The sequence below is a fragment of the Streptomyces ardesiacus genome (assembly GCF_003112575.1).
GTDB lineage: Bacteria > Actinomycetota > Actinomycetes > Streptomycetales > Streptomycetaceae > Streptomyces > Streptomyces ardesiacus.
On the sequence record NZ_BEWC01000001.1, the window covers coordinates 873166 to 893563 of the forward strand.

Consider the following 20398-nt stretch of genomic DNA (forward strand, 5'->3'; position numbering starts at 1 on the left):
GTACGCCACCGCGCCCATCACGCCCGGCGGTAACTCCGCCCACTGGTGAGCCAGGTCGCCGTCCGCAGTACCCCAGCCACGACGACGCCGCAGAGGACCGACGGGCCATCCCGGCGCATCCGGCCGAGCGCTCAGTACACGGGCCCCCGTGACCCGCCTGCCCATGCGGAAGCGCCCCAGGATCCGCCCGCCCGGTCCCAGGCCGGCCCGTGGGACCGCCGGAGGCGCCCCGTTGGGGACAATGGGGGCGGTCAGGCGGCGGCGAGGTGGGAGACGGGTATGGCGGGCGAGAGTGGTCCGGTGACACTGCGGGGGATCGCGGAACGGCTCGGGCTGCACGTCTCGACGGTCTCCCGGGTCCTCAACGGCCCCTCCGGTGAGCAGGGCCGCGCGGCGTCGGGCGAGACGGCACGGCGGATCCGGGAGCTGGCCGACGAACTCGGCTACCGGCCCAACCCGCACGCCACCAGCCTGCGCACCCGGCGCAGCAACCTGGTCGGGGTGCTCTTCCCGCGGCTGTCGGAGATCGTGGTGGCCACCATCTACGAGGGCGTGGAGGAGGAGGCGACCCGGCGGGGGCTCTCCACCTTCGTCACCAACACCCACGACGACCCCGCCACCCAGCGCGAGCGGATCGGAATGGTCCTGGGCCGCCGGGTGGACGGCCTCATCATCGGCGACGCACACCTGGACGGGGCCGCCCTGGCCGACCCGGCCCTGGACGGCACGCCCTTCGTGCTCGTCAACCGCCGCACCGACACCGGCCACCCCGCGGTCACCTGCGACGACCGGCTGGGCGGGCGCCGTGTGGCCGAGCATTTCCTGGACCTGGGCCACCGCCGGGTGGCCGTCATCGCCGGTGAGCCCTTCGCCAGCACCGGAACCGACCGCACCACCGGCTTCACCGACCGCTACCGCGAGGCCGGTCTGCCGCTGCCCGCGCACTGGGTGCGGCACTGCGGATTCGACACGGCCGGCGGGCACCGGGCCGCCGCCGAGTTGCTGAGCGGCCCCGACCGGCCGACGGCGATCTTCGCCGTGAACGACCTCGCGGCGATCGGCACCATGGGCGCCGCCCGCGACCTGGGCCTGCGCCTCGGCGAAGACCTCGCGCTGGCCGGGTTCAACGACACGCCGCTCGCCGCCGAACTGCCCGTACCGCTCACCAGCGTTCGCTCGCCCATGGCCGAGCAGGGCAGACGCGCCGTGCGGCTGCTGCTGCGACGTATCGCGGGCGAGCCCGTCGCCTCGGAGATGCTCGGGCCCGAACTGGTGGTGCGGGCCTCCTCGGGCGCGCAGATCGGGCCGCCCCCGCGGTGAACGCGAAAGCGTAGAGCCGCCCCGAGCACCATCAGTTCGCTTCCTCACGAGGTCGGCGGGCTTCGCTGCCCAAACGATTGGCGCAAACGATTGGGTAGAGCATACTGGCCTCGGAACGCACGTCCGGCTACGGCGATGGGGGTGGGCTTGGTGGGGTGGTTCGGCAAGCTGCGCGGGGCGGCGTCAGGACCGCGCGCGGACTGGGCCGCGGCGCTGCGGGAGGGCAGCGCGGAGGCGGAGTTGACGGGCCGTCAGGGCAATGCCGGGGAGGCCGCCGAACGCTACGCGGACCTGGTCGCGCTGGCGGAACGCTTCCTGGGACCGCGGGAGGCCAACACACTGGCGTTGCGGCACCAACTGGCACACTGGACGGGGGAGTCCGGACAACCGGAGGCCGCGGTGCAGCTGTTCGGCCGGCTGATGGCCGACCGGGAGCGCATCCAGGGACCACGCCATCGGGACACCGAACTGGCCCGCCACCAACTGGCCCACTGGCACGGCCGGTCGGGCCGTCCCGAGGAAGCCGTGCGCCGCTACGAGGCCATGCGCCGGTCCGCCGAGGCGGAGAACCGCACCGAGACGGCCCTCACCCTGCTGTGCGAGGTGGGCTACTGGCAGCAGAAGAGCGGCGACAACGCGGCGGCGCTGCGCGCGTTCTCCCAGATGCTGCGGACCGCGCAACGGGAACTCGGCCCCGGCCACCAGCTCGTCACCATCGCCCGCCAGCGCTACGCCGAGGTCGCCGGCGTACTGCCGTTCGGCAACGAGGGCGGCGAGGACGGCCTGCGGGACCTTCGCGCGACCGCCGCCGCCGTCGAAGCCGAAGGAGACTTCCAGCGCGCGGGCCGGATGTACGGCCAGATAGCCGCGCGCTCCGAGGAACTTCACGGGGCGGACAGCCCCCAGACCCTCTCCGCGCGCGTCCAGCAGGCGAAGGCGGCGGTCGCGGCGGAGGACTACGAGACGGCCGTCGACTGCTTCGGAAAAGTACTCGCGTGCATGGAACTGCAAGGCCAGGGGCCGGGGTCGCCGGAGTACGACACCCTCCGCGGACAGCGCGACGAACTCGCCCGCATGGCCCGGCGCCCGGTGCTCCGCATCGACGAACCGACCGCGACGCTGTTGGGCGATGCCGTACGGGCGGCGCCGGAGGCGGCATGCGCGGTGCTGGCCCGCGAGGCAGGCGGCTCCGAAGCGCCCCGCCTCGCCCTCGTGAACGACGGCCCGGACGACGTGACATGGCGCGTGTGGGACGCGGAGCACTGGGCGGCCGTGCTGCAGGGCCTGTCCCGGCAGGGACATGAGGCAACGGCCCTCTGCTTCGCCCACGGCGACCCGCGACCGACCCCCGAAGAGGCCGCCGTCTGCGAGCGGTTGGGGCTGCCGGGCGTCTACGTGTCCTGCCCGAGCGACGAGAACGTACAGATCGAGGCCTACGTCTTCCAGGAGGGCGAACCGGTGCCGGCACGGGTCGTCGTGGTGCGGCACGAGCAGCCCGCGACGGGTGAACAGGCCGCGCGCAGGCGGGCGTCCACGGACGCCGCGGACGGCCGGACCGCGGTGCACCCGCAGGCGGCGGCCATCGGGACCTGGCGGGAGATGGAACGGGCCCGGCCCAACCCGGGCGTGGACCAGCCAGGAGCCTTCGGCACGTACGAGGTGCTGGAGTGCGTCGGCGAGGGCGGCTTCGGACGCGTCTACCTGTGCCAGGACCCCGACGGCCTGATGGTCGCCGTCAAGACGCTGCACGCCCACCTCGCGGCGGCTCCCGGGATCAAGCGGGGCTTCGCCCACGAGGTGCGGGCGGCCCAGCGGGTCGACGGGCGGTTCACCGTACCGGTGATCGCCGCGGACACCGACGGTCCGACGCCATGGATGGCGGTGCCGTACGTGGCCGCCCCCTCCTTGCAGGAACTCGTGGAGCGCTGCGGACGGTTGGAGACCGACCTGGTACGCACGCTGGGGGCGGGCATCGCCGTCGCCCTGAGCGCCATCCACGCCGAGGGCATCGTGCACCTCGACCTCAAGCCGGCCAACGTCCTGCTGTCCGAGGACGGCCCGCGCGTCATCGACTTCGGCATCGCCCAGATCGAACGGCTCACCGAGCCGCGACGCGGTTTCGCCGGGACCTACGCGTACGCCTCCCCGGAACAACTGCGCGAGCAGCCCACGTTCACGTCGGCCAGCGATGTGTTCTCCCTCGGCACCGTCCTCGCCCGCCTCGCACTGGGGCGCAGCCCCTGGGGCCGGGACGCGCCGTCCGTGGTCGCCGCCATCCGGGCCGGTACACCCGATCTCGCCGGCCTGCCCCAGGACCTCCAGAAGGTGATCCGGGCCTGCCTCCACCCCGACCCGGAACAGCGGCCGACGGCCCGCGACGTGGCCGAGACCCTGGTCCCCGGAGCCGCCGAGGGCAGGATCGCCCCGCCGCCCCTGTCCGAACAGGCACGCACCCTGGTCGCGGAACACGCCACCGTGCCCGCGACCCGCCGCTACCGGACACTCGCCCACACCCGAGCCCACGCCTCCGAAGACACCACATGGGCCGTGCCCCAGCCCTCCCACACGCCCGCCGCTCCCGGCGCGGTGACCCTTGCGGAGGCGACCGAGCGAGCCGTCGGCACCGCCACCACGCCGGCACAGGACGCCGCCCCTTCCGGCGCGCGGAGGCTGGACGAGGCGGCCGCGGGTACCGACCCCGCCGGTACCACGCACAGGGACGACGATGCCGCTCCCGGTACGGGGATGGCGGACGATGCGGCCGATGAGCTGGCGGCCCGAGTCCTTCGCTGGGAGCGTGGGCAGGAGGGGAAGTCCATGGCGGAGACGCGCCGTGGCTGCGGCACCTTCCTCAGCGAGGCTGAAGCGCGACTGGGCGCACGGCACCCACTGACCCTGCGCCTGCGGGTCTCCCACGCCATGCTCGGCTGCGACCAGCCCGGCGGGGTACGCGACGCCGAACAGGTGCTGAACGACGCCGCCGCCGACCTCGGCGAGACCCACCCCACCGTCCGGGACGCCCGCACACTGCTGGCGGTACTGAAGTCAACAGGCGTGGGCTGACCCGCGCGGTGTTGTGGTCCTGCATCCGTGGCACGTCCCGAACTGGCCCGACCAGACGCTGATACCCCTCATCTCGCGGTTGCCCCCGCGCCGACGGCCGGCCGTGCCGCCGCCCGTTGAGGCTGTCAGCAGGCCCCCAGCAGTCAGCGCTCGTGCCGCACAGAGGTCGTATCGATGTCCACGGGCCTGCCGTGCCCGTCGACGGGCCGGAGCTCCGGGAGCGGAAGACCGCTCTCATCAAGGATTGGACGTGGCGGTGGCCGTCCGCCCTTCTTCGGCCGCGAGAACTACAAGGTCCCGCACGCGGTCGAATGCGGGATCAACCGTCTCGGGCAGCACCGGGCCGTGGCGTCCGCACAGCAGGAAAGGACGGCCCTGCGCGCATTACGGGGGAAGGGCGCATGTCCTGGCACGGGTGCGGGGCGGTGCGTATGGGGTTGCACCTTCCGTAGCGGCATGTGGTCCGGTGGACTTACGCCCCGACCCCTTGATGAAAGATCCCTGCTCATGCATTCGTCCTTCATGCCACCCCGCCAGGTCAAGATCGGTGACGCGGCGGCCTTCGCCGGCACCACGCCGCGGGCGATCCGTCACTACCACGAGATCGGCCTGCTCCCCGAGCCTGAGCGAGGCGGCGACGACCGCCGCCGCTACGGCTACGAAGACATGATCCGGCTGCTGTGGATTCGCAAGATGACCGCCGCCGGAGTCGCCCTGGACGACATCCGTGAGGCCTTCACCACCGGCACGGCTTCCGCCGGTGCGGACAGCGGAGACGGCATCGCGGGCATCCTGGAGCGGTTGGAGGAGACCCTCGCCGAGCAGGAAGCAGAAGTGCGGCGGCAGCGGACCGCCGTGCAGCGGATGCGTACCGAAGGCAGCCGCACGGGTCTGCTCTCCGACTTCGTCACCGAACGCCTCAGGGGCCTGCCCGAGGGCTCCCTGCGTCAGGCGGACCTCGACAGTCTGCTGGTCACCGAGCGGATCCTCGGCCCGCTCGGCGCGGCCGTCCAGGCCACCCGCTTCGTCGTCCTGGCCACGCACCCCGCTCTGCGGGAGGACTCCGACCGCGTCGACGACGCCGAGGAGGCACTCGATGACGGCGTCGCCGTCGATGATCCGCGCGTGGCCCAGGTGGCCGCCGAACGGCACGCCTTCGAAAGCGCCCTGTACGCCGCCATCGAGAAGTTGGGTCTGGAACAGGACGACGATGCCCTCTTCGACGCCTGGGACGCTGCGCACCCTGCTCCCGCCCATGAGGGCGAGGAGGGGGCCGATCTCAGCTCCGGCGGACGGGGGACCGGCTCCATGGGCGTGTTCGAAGCCATGGGCAAGATGCCCTACGACTTCTCCCCAGCCCGCCTGCGCTGTATGGAACTGGCCGCAGAACTCTCCGCTCACGAGTCACCCGCTACCTAAGAAGCCACATGCCGGCCGCCATCATCTCCGTGGCCACCTCGGGTTGCACCTGGTAACCGACTGCCGCCAACCTCCATGACACCCAGGCCCTCAGAACTCGATGACCCTTCTGGTCGGCCGTCCGGGGAAGTTGCGGGCGGTCATCCAGATGGTGAGGTCGCGGGCGATGTCGTTGGCGCTGGTCGCCGTGGTGACCTCGTGCTCGTTGCGGGTGGTGTCACGGCGGACGATCTCGTAGGCCCCTTCGCTCAGGACGGTCACGGAGGCGAACCAGACGGCGTCGTCCTCGTCGGGCTGGACGACGACGAAGGTGTTGTCGGAGTCGTTGAGGCCACTGATCATCATGAACAGGGCGTCCTCGGAGGGCCCGTTCCCGAGGGGTGGCGGCGCGTTACCCGCCCGCCGCGGGGTCCGGACTTGCTGGGCTCACACGAAGAACAAGACTTTCCCCGATGGTTCTTCGCCCGACTGGTTGCTGTGGGCAGCGCGTGTGGCGGGCATCGTGGGCACCGCATACGTCATGGCAGGCCGGGTGACCACCAGATGGATCCCGGACCGGCGGGCGGCCGTCGCATGTTCGGTCCACGGACTCCCGCGTGGCGGGGGCCGGTCCCGTTCACTTCGCCCGGTGAGGTCAGCCGATCGCGGTCACCAGGACGGCCACCGTGGGACGGTCCGGCAGGGCGGCGGTCACCGCCGCCCGGACCGTGCGGGATACCTCCGCGGTCGGCCGGTCCGTGCCGACCGCCAGTTCCACCCGGACGTGGCGGCGCGTGAGGGCCGCCTCCCGCCCAGGATCCGGCTCCGTGACGAGCACCGGACGGCCCAGCGTGCTGGTCAGCCCCCGCACGCCGGGGACCGCCAGCGCGGCGCCCGCCGCGCGGCTCTCGTCCGTCCCGTCCGCCTCCACCCGGACCATCAGGCGGTCCGCGGCTCCGGCATCGGGCTCCGGCTCCGGTGCCGCACCGGGGGTCGGCTCCGACGCCGCGTCGAGCAGGTCCGTCGCCCGGAGATCGACCTCCGTCACCGTCAGGCCGACCCGGCGCGTCGCCGCCTCGGTCAGTGCCGCGCGCAGGCGGGCGGCCGCGGCCGGCAGCGGCTCGGACGCCGATGCCGCGAAGTCGGCCGTCACCCGCAGTGGGCCGGGCGGCAGCGCGCTCGGCGGCGCCGGCACGGCAGGCTCCCCGCCCTCCTCCGGGGCGACGTGTGTGATGCGCAGACGCCCGGGACGGACGCCCGGCACCTGCCGGGCCGCGGCCAGCAGCACCTCCCGGGCCGCGCGTTCGGCCACCCACGCGCCGTCCGTCGGTCCGCCCAGGGGCAGCAGCCTGCCGAGCCCCAGTTGCTCCCGTACCGTCCGCATCCACCGATCAGGCGTCGTCATTCCTTCAGCCTGCCGTACCCCCGGCGCGAGAGCGCGCAACCGTGCCTACGGTGGTGGAAGAACGACGACCGAAAGGACCTGCGGTCATCAGTGACGTGACGGAGAAGGACACGTCGGACACCGAAACGCCACAGGGGACGCAGCGCGGTGGCGACCCCGACAGCGTCGGCAGCCCCTCGGGGCCCGGCCCCCTCGGTGGGGGACACAGCCGCCTGGCCGCTCCCGACGGCAGTCGTCGGAGCCCTCGACGAGGAACCCGGACTGCTGGTCTTGCGTCGGCGGCCGGATCGCCCAGGACACGGGGCCCTGCGGATCCTGTGACGCGCGCGGAGGCGCGACGGTCAGGGGCACGCAACCGGCCACGCGGTACGGGGGAGGGGGCCTCCCACCGCATCGCCGGCGGACGTGGCTCAGCCCGTCCGCGGGCCCGGCGCCCCGAACCCGTAGCGGGCCCAGTTCTCGACGACGCGCCGGCGCACGTCCTCGGGGTAGGAGTTGTGGAACGAGGCGGTGATGCCCCGGGTCTCGCCGTGGAACTGCTCCGGCAGCAGGCAGCTGACGACGGTCTTCCCGCCACGGCCAGTGCGTACCTCGTCCGCCGTGAGGTACGGGACCATCGGGATGCCGGGCGCCTCGGGGTAGAGGTAGTGGCCCCTGGGCTGGTTTGGGGGAGAGGTCAGCGATCTCCCCCTACACGCAATCCAGGGGTCTCGTCTGTCGCGCACCCTCGGCCATTCCCCGATCGGTGGTCAGACTGAGGAAGCTCAGTGAGCGGGGCGGGGCAGTACGGCAAGGGCTGTCCGGGCTATGTCGGTCAGCGTCTCCTCGTCCGCTCCGGCCTTGCCCAGCGCTTCAATGCCGCGCAGCACGGCGAGCACCAGCGCTGCCAGCTTTCCGGGATCCGCGTCCGCGGCGATGTCGCCGTTGCGCTGGCAGGCCGCGATGGCGTCCTCCAGCAGGGCCCGCAGCGCCTCGATGGCCGCGTGCGCCCGCTGGGCCACCGTCTCGTCGTGTTCGGCCAGCTCGGCGGTGCCCTTGGCCAGCAGGCATCCGCGGTGGGCGGTGTCTGCGGCAGTCGCCGCCGCCACCGCGTACACGTGGGCGGACAGCCGTGCGTAGGCGTCCGCGTCGTTGCCGCACAGCTGCCGGCTCACGGCGTCGACGACGGAGCCGCAGTAAGCGTCGAACACGCGGTGGAACAGTTCCTGCTTTCCGCCGAACGCGCCGTACAGGCTGCCTTTGCCGAGCCCTGTTGCCCCGGCGATGTCTTCCATGCGTGTGGCGGCGTACCCACCCGACCAGAACTGCTCCCGGGCAGTGTCCAGTACCTGCTGCTCGTCGAACTTCCTGGGTCGTGCCATGGGGGCAGCCTAGCCATTCTTGACTGGTTCGTCCATAACGGTTAGCGTTATGGACGAACCAGTCAAGAACTGAGGGGTGGGCGCGTGATGACGGACGTACTCGCAGGCAAAGTGGCGGTGGTCACCGGAGCCAACAGCGGTATCGGGCTTGCCATCGCCAAGCGATTCGCCGCGGAGGGGGCACGGGTGTTCCTGGCGGGTCGCCGTCAGGAACCGCTCGACGCGGCCGTCGCGGAGATCGGGCCGGCGGCCACCGGTGTGAGGACCGACGTCTCGGTACAGGCGGACCTCGATGGCCTCTACTCGGTCGTGCGCGAGGAGGCGGGCCGCATCGACGTGCTGGTCGCCAACGCCGGCAGCGCTGTCCCCCAGCGTCTCGGTGAGATCACCGAGGAGGCCATCGACGCCACCTTCGGTACGAACGTGAAGGGCACGATCTTCACCGTCCAGAAGGCGCTGCCCCTGCTCTCGGACGGCGCCTCGGTCGTGGTGACAGGGTCGACCAGCACCCTCCGCCCCGGACCGGGCCTGGAAATCTACGGCGCATCGAAGGCAGCGGTGCGCAATCTGGTGCGCAGCTGGGCGCTCAGCGCGCAGGAGCGGAAGTTCCGGGTGAACGTGCTGAGCCCCGGCCCGACCGAGACCCCGGGCCTGATCGGCGCCGTGGGCCAGGACCATCGGCTCGCGTCGGAGGTGCCGCTCGGCAGGATCGGCCGTCCGGACGAGATCGCCGCCGTGGCGACGTTCCTGGCCTCGGACGCTTCCAGTTTCGTCAACGGCGTCGACTGGTTCGTCGACGGTGGCCAGGCGCAGGTCTGACCGCGCCCCTCCTACGGTGGGCATGCCGGGCCCCCTCGTTTCACCGGACGGCCTTGCCCAGGGGGGGGGCTGACGAGCGACCCGGTCATGGCCAGGTCCCGCAGGATCACGCCCTGGAGCCGTCGAGCAGGGAGGAGTTCCGCCGCGCGGACGAGCTCGCCCGCCTGTGTCCCTGACCGTGAGCGGCCCGCTCACGCGCCGTGCGAGCGGGACTCGCGGATCGGTTCGTTGACCGGATACCGCGCCGGTTCCCCGGTCAGCACCCGGACGGATTCTTCCGCCGCGATGGCGCGCACCGTCCCGATGGCTTCCTCCGAGTAGTAGGCGGCGTGCGGAGTGACGATCACATTGGGCAGTTCGAGGAGGGGGTTGCTGGGATGCCAGTCGCGTTGCTTCGCGGGCTCTTCCTCGATGTCGTCCAGCGCCGCGCCGGCGATCCATCCCTCGGTCAGCGCCTGGTACAGCGCCGCGTCCTCCACGATGGGCCCGCGCGCGGTGTTGACGAGAACGGCGGTGGGTTTCATACGACGGAGCGTCGCGTGGTCGAAGGTGTGGTACGTCTGAGGGGTGAGCGGCGCTTGGACCACCAAGTGGTCGGCCCCCTCCACCAGTTCGTCGAAGGAGACCGGCCGGACCCGGCAGGCGCGGATCTCGGACTCGTCGACGAACGGGTCGTGCGCCCACACCTCGACACCGAACGCGCGGGCCCGCTCGGCGACGAGCCGCGCGATGGCGCCGAAGGACAGGATGCCCAGCACCTGCCCCCTGAGCCTGCGGACGGGCCGCCCCGTCTTCCAGTGCCACTCGCCGCGACGCGTCGCCCGGTCGTACCGGCAGATCTTGCGCGCCGCCGCGAGCCAGAGCGCCACGGCGTGGTCGGCGACCTCGTCGGCGCACCAGTCGTTGGGCGCGTTCGTGACCTGGATGCCGTGCCGGGTCGCGGCGTCGACGTCGACGATGTCCACGCCGGTGCCGTAGCGGGCGATCACACGGCAGTGGGGCAGCGCGTCGATCGCGCGCGCACCGACGCGCACGTACTGGGTCAGGATGCCACCGGCCTCCCTGCCCGCCTCGATCACCTCGTCCCTCGCTCTTGCACTGCGCGGCGACGAGCCGAAGCCCGGCGCCTTCGATGATCGCGCGTTCGATGTCCTCGTCGCCGAAGTCCGAGTCGGCGATCAGGACCGTTCGGCCGGGGTCAGTGCGAGTCACGGGGAATCCCCTTGGTGTGGACGAGATCCTGGTAGGACACGGCGAGTTCGAGACAGCCGCCGCTGTCCAGCTGACCGACCGTGGCACGGTAGATCTCCTGCCACGGTGTCTGGTGTTCCAGTGCCGGAGGTTCGTGCCGGGCCATCCGCTCGGAGATCTCCTCGTCCGGCAGCAGAACGTCGACACGTGCCCGGTCCAGGTCGACGCGGATCCGGTCGCCGGTACGCAGGATGGCGAGGTCGCCGCCGACCGCCGCCTCGGGACTGGCGTTGAGGATGGACGGCGCGTCCGACGTGCCGCTCTGGCGGCCGTCACCGAGCGCGGGCAGCGAGGTGAGGCCCCGCCGGCTCAGCGAGGCGGGAAGCTCCATGTTCACGACCTCGGCCGAGCCCGGGTATCCGACCGGCCCGGTGTAGCGGATGACAAGCATGCAGTCCTGGTCGATGTCCAGCTCGGGATCCTCGATGCGGGCGTGGTAGTCCTCGGGGCCGTCGAAGACGATCGCGCGGAACTCGAAGACGGACGAGCCGTCGGGGCTCGGCAGGCGCCGGGACCGGAAGCCGTCGGTGATCACGGACGTCTTCATGATCGCGGAATCGAAAAGGTTCCCGCTCATGACGAGGAGCCCGCCGCGCGGGGTCACAGGGTCGTCGAGAGGGCGGATGACCGCCGGGTCGGCGGTCGGGGCATCCTCCAGATTCGCGGCTACCGTACGGCCCGAGACCGTCACCGCGTCACCGTGCAGGTGTCCCGCCGCCAGCAACGACCGCATGACCGTGGGGACCCCGCCGGCGCGGTGGAAGTCCTCGCCGAGGAACTCACCCGCAGGAGCGAGGTTCACCAGTACCGGGATGTCGCGGCCCACACGCTGCCAGTCCTCGTTGGACAGGTCCACCCCCACGTGACGGGCGATGGCGTTGACGTGGATGGGCGCGTTGGTCGACGCGGCGATGGCCGATGCCACGACGATCGCGTTCTCGAAGGCATGACGGGTCATGATCTTGCGCGGGGTCAGGTCCTCGCGCACCACGGCCACCGCACGGCGGCCGGTGTCGTAGGCCATCTGCGCCCGCTCGGCGTAGGGGGCCGGGATGGCGGCGCAGCCGGGGAGGGACATGCCCAGGGCCTCGGCCAGGCTGTTCATCGACAGCGCGGTGCCCATGGTGTTGCAGTGCCCCGTGCTGGGCGCGGACGCGGTCACGCGCGCCATGTACTCGTCGTAGTCGATTTCCCCGCTGGCGAGCAGGCGTTTCGACTGCCAGATCACCAGGCCCGAGCCGGTCCGCACACCGTTGTGGTAGCCGTTGAGCATGGGACCGCCGGACAGGACGATCGCCGGAAGGTTCACCGTCGCCGCCGCCATCAGGCACGCCGGGGTGGTTTTGTCACAGCCCGTCGTCAGGACCACTCCGTCGAGCGGGTAGCCGTAGAGGACCTCGACCAGTCCGAGATAGGCGAGGTTGCGGTCAAGGGCCGCGGTCGGGCGCTTTCCCGTCTCCTGCAACGGATGGACGGGAAACTCGAACGGGATCCCGCCGCCGTCCCTGATCCCGTCCTTGACCCGGTCGGCGAGACCGAGATGGTGCCGATTGCAGGGGACCAGGTCGTTGCCCGTCTGGGCGATGCCGATGATCGGCCGTCCCGACCGGAGTTCCGCCGAGGTGAGGCCGTAGTTCAGGAACCGCTCCAGGTACAGGGCGGTCATCTCCGGGTTGTCCGTGTTGTCCCACCAGGCCCGGCTGCGCAGCTGCCCCGGCATTGCGTCCGTCTGTGACATGCGGGGTCCTCAGCCGTCCTCGCCACGTACCACGAGGACCGGGCAGGGCGCGTGCTGAACGCAGTGCTGGGCCACCGATCCCAGCAGCAGCCCGGTGAAGCCCCCGAGCCCCCGGCTCCCGACCACGAGCAGCGCCGCGCCCTGGGCGGCGTGCAGCAGCACCCCGGCCGGGGTGCCGTAACGGGCCTAGGCACGTACCTCAGCCGGCGGCTGCGGCCCCACAGCCTCCTCGACGGTCCGGGTGAGTTCCTGGCGGGCCCGGGCCTTCAGGGCTCCTTCGTCGCTGCTGGACGGGGGCAGCCAGCCGAGGGCGCCGTGGAACTGCGGAAACTCCCACGCGGTCACCGCCTCGACCACACCGCCGGTGACCTCCGCCTGACGTACGGCCCAGCGGACGGCCTGCTTCGACGAGTCCGAACCGTCCACTCCGACCACGATGCGGCCCGTTTCCTCGCGCTGGTCAACCATGAACGCTTCTCCACTCGGCTGCGGCGCACGGCCTGCGGGCATCGGTGGCCCGGGGCCGGAGGATCAACCCCCCAGTATTCCCCGGCCGTGCCGTACGCGCAGTTCGGCGACGAGGCCCGGCCGGTACGGCGGACGCGTCCGGCCCGGTGGCCTGGTTTGCGGGCCCGGACGGCTTCGGTGACTCTGGATCATGAGCACCGTGCGCAGGTGGCTGCTGAGGAGCGAACGGTATGTACGATCCCGACCCGCCGTTCCGGCCGGTTCGCCGACCGGACGGCTACCTGCCCCTCGAGGACCTCGGCCTGATCGGGGACGGCACCACCTCGGCCTCGACGGCACCATCCCGTGGATGTGTCTGCCCCGGTTCGACTCCGACCCCGTGTTCTGCGCGCTGCTGGACCACGCACGGGGCGGCCACTTCACCGTGACGCCGGAGAACCTGCGCGAGGCCCGGCAATGGTACGAACCCGACACCGGAGTGCTGCACACGGAGCTGCGCAGTGACACGGGGCTGGTGCGCGTCACGGACGCGCTGGCCCTGCGCTCCGGGGCCGACCTGTCCGACGACGCGCCCTCCGGCCGCGGGGAACTCGTCCGCTCCGTACGGGTTCTGGACGGACGGGTACGCCTCAAGGTGCAGGTGGAACCGTACGGCGGCGCCGACGCCCACCACCTGTACAGCGGACTGGAGGTACGGCCCGCCCGCAACCAGGGACTGCGCCTCCACCTGCGCTCCAACCGCCCCCTGAGCGGCTTGCGGTCCGTGCAGGACCTGGAGCAGGGCGACCGGCTCGACCTCGTCCTGTCCTGGGGACGTTTCCACCGCCACCACCGCTTCGACCCGGAGGCCATGCTGTGCCAGACGGCGGACGCCTGGCGGCGGTGGATGCGCTCGTGCGACTACGCCGGTCCGCAGGAGGCACTCGTCAGGCGGGCCGCGATCACCCTGAAGCTCTGCGACGACTGGGCGAACGGGTCGCTCGTCGCCGCCCCCACCTCCTCGCTGCCGGCGCCCATCGGAGGCGTCCGCAACTGGGACTACCGCTACGCCTGGATCCGGGACGCCGCCTTCGCGGTCTTCGCGCTGCGCCGCATCGGCTTCGGCGGCGAGGCCGACGCCTTCCTCGGCTGGGTCCTCGACGCGTTCGAGCGCAGCCGCCGTCCACTCATCATGTACACCCTGGACGGCGACCGGGTACCGGACGAGATCGAGGACGCCGGGCTGGAGGGATACAGGGGCTCCTCGCCCGTCCGCTGGGGCAACGGCGCCGCCGACCAGCGCCAGCACGACGTGTACGGCGAGATCCTGGGCTGCGCCGACCAGTGGCTGCGCCGGGGCGGTGAGATCCAGCCCGCCATGTGGGCCAGCCTGTCCGGGCTCGCCGACACGGCCGCCCGCGCCTGGCGCCGGCCGGACCAGGGCCTGTGGGAGATCCGCGGCGAGGGCCGTCCGTTCACCTACTCCGTCGGCCTGTGCCAGGTGGCCCTGGACCGGGCGGCCCGGATCGCGGAACGCTACGGCCTGCCCGGCGACGTCGGCTCATGGCGCCGGGACGCGGACCGGTTGAGCGAACTCATCCTGGAGCGGTCCTGGGACGAGGACGCCCAGACGCTCAGCGTGTACATGGACGGCGGAGGCGTCCTCGACGCCAGCCTGCTGAACCTGCCGCTGCGCCAGGTCCTGCCGGTCGACCACCCGCGGATGGTCGCGACCACCAGGGCCGTCGCCGAACGCCTGTCGGCAGGCGGCGGACTGCTCTTCCGCTACCTGCACGACGAACACCCCGACGGCCTCCCCGGAGACGAGGGCGCCTTCGTCCTGTGCAGCTTCTGGATGGTCGACAACCTGATCGGCCAGGGCCGTCTCGACGAGGCCGAGGAACTGTACGACTCGCTGTGCTCGCGGGCGAGCCCCCTGGGGCTGCTCTCGGAGCAGATCGACCCCACCACAGGAGTATTCATGGGCAACGCACCCCAGGCGTTCAGCCATATCGGGACCATCGCCAGCGGGGTCAATCTCGAACGGGCGAGGAGCGCTTCGCGATGACCATCCGACGACTCGTCGTGTTTGGGGGGACGGGCGACCTCACGGGCCGCTACCTCCTGCCGGCACTGGCCGCCCTGTACGCGGCGGGACACCTCGACGAACGGTTCAGCCTGCGCGCAGCCAGCCGGGAGGACTGGGACGGTGCACGGTACCGCGAGTGGGCCGACGGTCAACTCGACCGCCACGGAGCCGACTTCCCGGCCGACGCCCGGCGAGCCGTCACGGCGTCGGCGGACTACCGCAGGGCCGACGTCACCGACCCCGCGGACGTGGCCGCGGCCGTCGCAGGTGACGACCCCGTCGCCGTCTACCTCGCCCTCCCGCCGGCGCTCTTCCCGGCGACGGTGACCGCGCTTCACCGGGCCGGACTGCCCCGGGGCAGCCGCATCGTCCTGGAGAAGCCCTTCGGGGAGAACCTCACCGACGCACAGGAACTCAACCGGCTGCTCTCCGAACTCGTGCCGGAGCGCGCCGTCTTCCGAGTCGACCACTTCCTGGCCATGACGACCGTCCAGAACGTCCTCGGCAGCCGGCTGGCCAACCGGATGCTCGAACCGATCTGGAACAGCACCCACATCGCCGAGATCGAGATCGTCTGGGACGAGACCCTCGCCCTGGAGGGGCGGGCCGGATACTACGACCAGGTGGGCGCGCTGAAGGACATGGTGCAGAACCACCTGCTGCAGCTGCTGTGCCTGGTCGCCATGGAACCCCCGCTCACCCTCGGCGAGCGGGACCTGCGCGACCGCAAGGTCGACGTCCTGCGATCGGTACGGCCGCTGACCGACTACGACGTCGTACAGCGCACGCGCCGCGCCCGCTACTCGGACGGACGGGGCGTCGGCCACGACGTGCCCGCCTACGTCGACGAGGCCGGCGTCGACCCGCGGCGCAGGACCGAGACCTTCGCCGAGATGGTGCTGGAACTCGACAGCTGGCGCTGGGCGGGGACCCAGTTCCGGCTGCGCAGCGGCAAGGCTCTCGGCAAGGACCGCAAGGAGGTCGCGGTGCGCTTCCGCTCGGTCCCGCACCTGCCGTTCGGCCAGGACCAGGACGTGCGTCCCAACGTGCTGCGCTTCGGACTGGAACCGGAGAGCCTGAGCATGGATCTGACCGCGACCGGCTCTCGTCCGGAAACCCTCACGCAACTCTCCTTGACCGCCCGCATGGACGCCCCCGACCTGCCGGCCTACGGCCGTCTGCTGCTGGACGTCCTCCGGGGCGACCCGGCCCTGTCCATCCGCGGCGACGAGGCCGAAGAGGCGTGGCGCGTCGTCGATCCGGTCCTGTCCGCCTGGGAGAGGGGACTGGTGCCGCTGGAGGAGTACCCGGCCGGCTCCGAGGGACCGCCGCCGCGCCACGCCACGCCCGAACGCCGGGACGACCTGCTGCACGAGGAATCCGTCATGCCGACCGAGTGAGCGTCCACCCCCGACGAGGCTGCCGCATCACCCGCGGCGGAGGCCCAGATCGCCACGTCCCGGTGAGAGCGGTCCGGTGCCGGTCACGGTGCTCGCGCGGCTGCCGAAACCCCGGCGTGTCCGCCGGCATCAGACTCCCGGCGTGGGAATCTGCGGCCCGGGTGGCATCGAGGCGGGGACGCTTCGACGGCACAGCGGCACCGTCCCGTGCGGTCTCGCACAGGCCGCTCCGCTCCTGGAGGCCGTGACCAGCCGCCGGGAGGCGGAGGCGGCCCGGCCGCCTCATCCCACGGAGAGCCGGATCAGCCCGTCGTGCGCGTGCGGTGTGCCCTGCACCGTCACCGCGACGTACCGGGCCGAGCCCGCACGGGTGAGCCGGCGGACGCGTCCGTGGGCGTCCAGGGTCCCGGCGCGCTGATAGCGCACCCCGTCGGTGCTGAACTCCACGCGGGCCGCGGGTGCCGCGCCGGTCCTCCACTGCAACTCCACCCAGCGCACCCCGGTGAGCGCCCCGAGGTCAACCACCATGCGGCCGTCCCGGCCGGGGTGCCACGCGGTGTCCGGGTCGCCGTCCACGGCGGCGTCCGGACGGGTCATTCCGGCCGGCAGCGGGCTCGTCGGGAAGGTGTTCCGGCCCAGGGCGTGGTCGCGGTGCGGGAAGGGCTGCGCACCACGCAGCGTCACCCGGGTCTCGCGTCCGCCCCGCACGGTCGCCTCGGTGCCGCGGCCCTGGCCCTCGATCCGCAGCCGGCAGTGGGCACCGGACAGGACCAGGGACGCCCCGTCGTCCACGCGGACCCGCAGCCCGGACGGCAGGGAGCTGCCGGACAGCGGGGTGAGGGTGAAGCGCGGCGCGAGCAGCGAAGCCGACGCCGCGTCCAGCCGCGCGTGGTAGTCGATGCCTTCCCCTGTCACGGTCTGCTCACCCTCGTAGACCTGCCGGCGTCGGCTCTCCTGCACCACCGCCACCCGGGTCTCCACCTCGTCCGCCGACAGGTTGAACAGACTCAGGTACCCGTCCACCCGCGCCGCGCGGACCCGGCCGTCCCCGCTGGCGGGCGCGGCACGACGTGCCAGCGCGGCCAGGTCCTCGGCGGACACACCGCAGTGCCCCTCGACCACCACCGGCTCCCGGGCCCCTTCGGCCGGGACGATCGTGTCGCCGTACACGGCCAGCGTGGGCTCGCCTCCGCCGCGCACGACCAGCCCGGCACGGCCGTCGACGTCGAGCCACCCGCCGCGGCTGCGCAGCGACGGCGCCGGGCCGGTCGCCAGGTCGGTCCACCGCTCACCGTCGGACGAGCCCTGGATCCGGTAGGAGCGACCGGCGGCCGCCTCCCAGCGCAGCGTGACCCGGTCCAGCGCACGCTCGGCGCCCAGATCCACGGCCCACCAGCTGTCCGCCCGCTTCCGGTCCTCGCGCGAGACCGCCCAGCGGCTCCGGGCGTCACCGTCCACGGCCAGCCCCGGGGCCATGCCGGCCGACTGCGAGGAGGCCGTCGCCGTGCCGCCTCGGGCGAGGTCGGGTCCCTCGGCCCCGTCCCGCACCTCGAACCCGTACAGCGAGTACCCGTACGTCGGGTGGGGCTGGACGCCCAGCATGCGTACGTGCCGCACCGTCGTCCGGGTGAAGGCCAGTTCGTCGACCCGCCCCGCAGCCGAGTCCGAGGCGTCCTGCGCGCGGACCGTGGCCGAACCCTCCGCGAACCGGTAGGTGCGGCCGCCGTCGAGGCCCGCCACACCGGGCATCGTGAGGTTGTGCACGTCTAGGCGCGAACCGCCCGCGATCGGCCCCTCGCACGCGTACACGACCCCGCCCGTGGGGAGCGTCACGTACCCGGCGAAGCTCTCGCCCAGACGTAGCACCGTGGCGCTGCCGTCGAACCCGTCCCGCAGCGCGGTGTGCACGCGCACCGTCCTGCCGGAGACCTCGGCGGCGGTCGACGGCAGGAACACCGGGGTGTCGCCGCCGAGCCGGAACAGCCAGTCGTCGTGCGCCGGCTGCCAGGCGAACTTCACGTACCCGGGTTTCGTCACCGCACCGGCCCAGGCCGCGGGGGACTGGTGGGACACCAGACCGGGGCCGGTCCCGAAATCGGTGACCCCCGACGCGTGCGCGAACAACTCCTCGCGCGACATGGGACGTACCCGCGGCCCCGCGTCCGGCCACACGTGCAGCAGATAGCTGATGGCGAGTTCCGCGCGCGCCTCGGGCTCGTACTTCGGCTCGCCCGAGAACTTCGCCAGCCGGTACTCCGGCGGGTACGCCTGGTAGGCCTCCAGACGCGAGGCCAGTTCCGCCTCCGCGCGCGCCGCCGCCCGGTCTCCTGCGACCCGGGAAAGGAAGGCCAGCGGTATGACGTCCCTGCCGTACAGGTGCTCGCGGTCGTCCACCATCGGCATCAGCGGCTCGCCCGCGTCCGACATGACGCCCAGCAGCGTCCGCCACAGCGGCTCCGCGTTGGGCTGCCTGGTCAGGACCTCGGGCAGCGGCCGGCCCGCCGCGAGGAAGTGCGCCGCGTTACGCCCTGAGGTGCGCCACATCTCCTCCTGGTAGTGCGGCCCGAACGAGCCGTGGTTCTCGACGATGAAGGTGTCGTACGTGTTGTGCGCGGTGTTGCGCGAGACCGGAACCCCGTCCACCCGTGCGGGATTGGCCAGGTCGGCGGGTGGCAGCCCGCCCTCGTTGCGCGACCAGGTGCCGTAGTCGGTCGCCCATTCGGCGTGGCGCCGGTCGTCCGGCGCCCAGGCCAGCGCCGGAGCGAGGGTCTGCGCGTAGAGACCCATCTCCTCCAGCTTGGTGTCGCCGACGTACCCGCCCTTGAGCCCGTTCGGCGTCCAGTCGCCGGAGGCCGGGTCGTCGCCCGTGCCCAGCGAGTGCGTGTACGCCGCCTGTTCACGGGTGATGGTGTCCACCGCGGAACGGGTGGCGGCGTCGAGCTCGTCCCACAAGAGGTGCGCCGCGAGGATGAAGTACGACTGGAAGGTGGTGTCGAAGAACAGTTTGCGGCCCCACTGGGTGCCGCCCGTGAGCCGGTTGGAGGCGGCGAAGCGACGCAGGGTCGCCAGGGTGCGGCGTCTGAGTGTCTCCCGGTCGACGCCGGCCGCGTCCTCGTCGAAGGTCCCGTGCGTCAGCAGCACGGCGTGCCCGAGGACGACGGCGAAGCCGAAGTCCCGGTCGGTGTACGTCCCCTTGGCCTCGTCCCACTGCGTCTCGGACCAGCGGGTGTGCCGCAGGAGCACGCGGTGGTACGTGGCGGCGACGTCGTCCGGCGGGTCAACGGTCCGGGCGGAGCCGGAGGGGGCGGCCGCGGAGGCCGAAGGGGACCCCAGCGCCGGTTGGAGGGCGACCGCGGCGCCGGTCGCGCCGAGGAGTTGCAGAAGGATCCTGCGGCCGAGAGGGGCGAATTTGGGGTTCATGATGGTCCTCTCCACCTGGCGACAACGTTGTCAACGGGGTCATCCTCGATCGTCCCCGAGCGGCGTGTCAATGGGCGCGGATCGAGAGGAGCCGCCCTCAGCCCCGCTGAAGCGTGCGGCCGTGTTCCCGGACGGCGATCCTGGCCAGCTTGGTCAGCATCATGCCGTTGCGGACCTCGACGAGGTAGTCCACGGGCAGTCCGTGCATCCGGATGCCGGGCCCGCGCAACGCGTGCCAGTCCAGCACGAAGAGCGTGGCGTCGCCCCAGGGCATCAGCTTCATGGCGATGCGGGCCGCGCCGAACGGTTCGGCCCGAGCCTCCAGTTCCAGGCGGCGCTCGGGTTCGCAGACGCGGACGACACAGGTGTCGTCGAGGACCAGCGGGCCCACACCGACCCTGACCCGCAGCCGGGCGCCCACCTGCGGCCAGTGCGCGTCGGCGGCAAGGACCTGCTGGGTGCCGGTCACCCACTCCCCGTAGCGGTGTCCGTCGGACAGCAGGCTCCAGACCTCGGACGGGGTACTGAGGATCAGGCGACGGTTGCGGGCCAACTGAACACACTCCCTCAGGGCGACGGAACGTCGACACTAGCCCGGTGTCCCGGCCGCTCCGGGGAGCGCGCCGGGACACGCGGCCGTCCGGGTGAGCACCGCAGGACCGCTCACGCAGGCCGGGTTTGCTTGAG

At 72.2% G+C, this 20398-nt stretch carries 13 protein-coding genes and 2 pseudogenes; 6 read left to right on the plus strand and 9 right to left on the minus strand.

The annotated features are described in order from the left end of the window. The first annotated feature begins 279 nt into the window (after positions 1-279). The 3 genes from Sdi02f_RS03595 (at position 280) to Sdi02f_RS03610 (ending at position 5802) form a co-directional block, all read left to right on the plus strand. Positions 280-1320 carry a LacI family DNA-binding transcriptional regulator gene (locus Sdi02f_RS03595; protein ID WP_030399493.1) on the plus strand — a complete coding sequence of 347 codons (1041 nt, stop codon included), beginning with the start codon at positions 280-282 and terminating at the stop codon, positions 1318-1320. Between the two features lie 141 nt (positions 1321-1461). Continuing rightward, on the plus strand, positions 1462-4383 hold the full coding sequence (locus tag Sdi02f_RS03600) for a protein kinase domain-containing protein (RefSeq protein ID WP_159107630.1): 2922 nt from the start codon (positions 1462-1464) through the stop codon (positions 4381-4383). Between the two features lie 507 nt (positions 4384-4890). Continuing rightward, entirely contained in the window at positions 4891-5802 is a 912-nt protein-coding gene (locus Sdi02f_RS03610) for a MerR family transcriptional regulator (protein ID WP_031085896.1), read from the plus strand. A gap of 90 nt (positions 5803-5892) precedes the next feature. Here the strand turns inward: Sdi02f_RS03610 and Sdi02f_RS03615 are convergent. The 4 genes and pseudogenes from Sdi02f_RS03615 to Sdi02f_RS03630 all read right to left on the minus strand — a co-directional run. Beyond that, positions 5893-6168, minus strand: a pseudogene (locus tag Sdi02f_RS03615) (hypothetical protein); the annotation flags it as partial. Positions 6169-6436: 268 nt separating this feature from the next. After that, positions 6437-7186 (minus strand): hypothetical protein, encoded by a 750-nt coding sequence (locus Sdi02f_RS03620; protein WP_031085892.1) that lies wholly within the window; start codon positions 7184-7186, stop codon positions 6437-6439. A 410-nt stretch (positions 7187-7596) separates the two neighbouring features. Continuing rightward, on the minus strand, positions 7597-7803 hold the full coding sequence (locus Sdi02f_RS03625) for a hypothetical protein (RefSeq protein ID WP_030399498.1): 207 nt from the start codon (positions 7801-7803) through the stop codon (positions 7597-7599). A gap of 147 nt (positions 7804-7950) precedes the next feature. Further along, positions 7951-8547, minus strand: a complete 597-nt coding sequence (locus tag Sdi02f_RS03630; protein WP_030399499.1) for a TetR/AcrR family transcriptional regulator — start codon at positions 8545-8547, stop codon at positions 7951-7953. Positions 8548-8634: 87 nt separating this feature from the next. Here Sdi02f_RS03630 and Sdi02f_RS03635 point away from each other — a divergent pair, with 87 nt between their 5' ends. Next, the gene (locus Sdi02f_RS03635; RefSeq protein WP_031085890.1) at positions 8635-9366 is read left to right on the plus strand and encodes an SDR family NAD(P)-dependent oxidoreductase; all 732 of its coding nucleotides are present in this window, start codon (positions 8635-8637) and stop codon (positions 9364-9366) included. 191 nt (positions 9367-9557) lie between these two features. On the opposite strand, the gene Sdi02f_RS03640 is transcribed toward Sdi02f_RS03635, so the two are convergent. The 3 genes and pseudogenes from Sdi02f_RS03640 to Sdi02f_RS03650 form a co-directional block, all read right to left on the minus strand. Then, on the minus strand, positions 9558-10445 hold the full coding sequence (locus Sdi02f_RS03640; RefSeq protein WP_234319790.1) for a C-terminal binding protein: 888 nt from the start codon (positions 10443-10445) through the stop codon (positions 9558-9560). A gap of 119 nt (positions 10446-10564) precedes the next feature. Continuing rightward, positions 10565-12355: an IlvD/Edd family dehydratase gene (locus Sdi02f_RS03645; RefSeq protein ID WP_031085888.1), complete on the minus strand. Its 1791-nt coding sequence runs from the start codon at positions 12353-12355 to the stop codon at positions 10565-10567. A gap of 9 nt (positions 12356-12364) precedes the next feature. Beyond that, positions 12365-12823: pseudogene (locus tag Sdi02f_RS03650) on the minus strand (universal stress protein). Positions 12824-13172: 349 nt separating this feature from the next. Between Sdi02f_RS03650 and Sdi02f_RS03655 the strand changes: the two are divergent. Beyond that, positions 13173-14870, plus strand: coding sequence for a glycoside hydrolase family 15 protein (locus tag Sdi02f_RS03655; RefSeq protein ID WP_245962131.1), 1698 nt, complete (start codon positions 13173-13175; stop codon positions 14868-14870). Next, positions 14867-16291 (plus strand): glucose-6-phosphate dehydrogenase, encoded by a 1425-nt coding sequence (locus Sdi02f_RS03660; protein ID WP_031085883.1) that lies wholly within the window; start codon positions 14867-14869, stop codon positions 16289-16291. Before Sdi02f_RS03655 ends, Sdi02f_RS03660 begins: the two co-directional genes overlap by 4 nt. 282 nt (positions 16292-16573) lie before the next feature. On the opposite strand, the gene Sdi02f_RS03665 is transcribed toward Sdi02f_RS03660, so the two are convergent. Both Sdi02f_RS03665 and Sdi02f_RS03670 read right to left on the minus strand, forming a co-directional pair. After that, entirely contained in the window at positions 16574-19711 is a 3138-nt protein-coding gene (locus Sdi02f_RS03665) for a discoidin domain-containing protein (protein ID WP_108932672.1), read from the minus strand. A gap of 97 nt (positions 19712-19808) precedes the next feature. Next, positions 19809-20264, minus strand: a complete 456-nt coding sequence (locus Sdi02f_RS03670; protein ID WP_030399505.1) for an SRPBCC family protein — start codon at positions 20262-20264, stop codon at positions 19809-19811. Between the last annotated feature and the right edge of the window lie 134 nt (positions 20265-20398).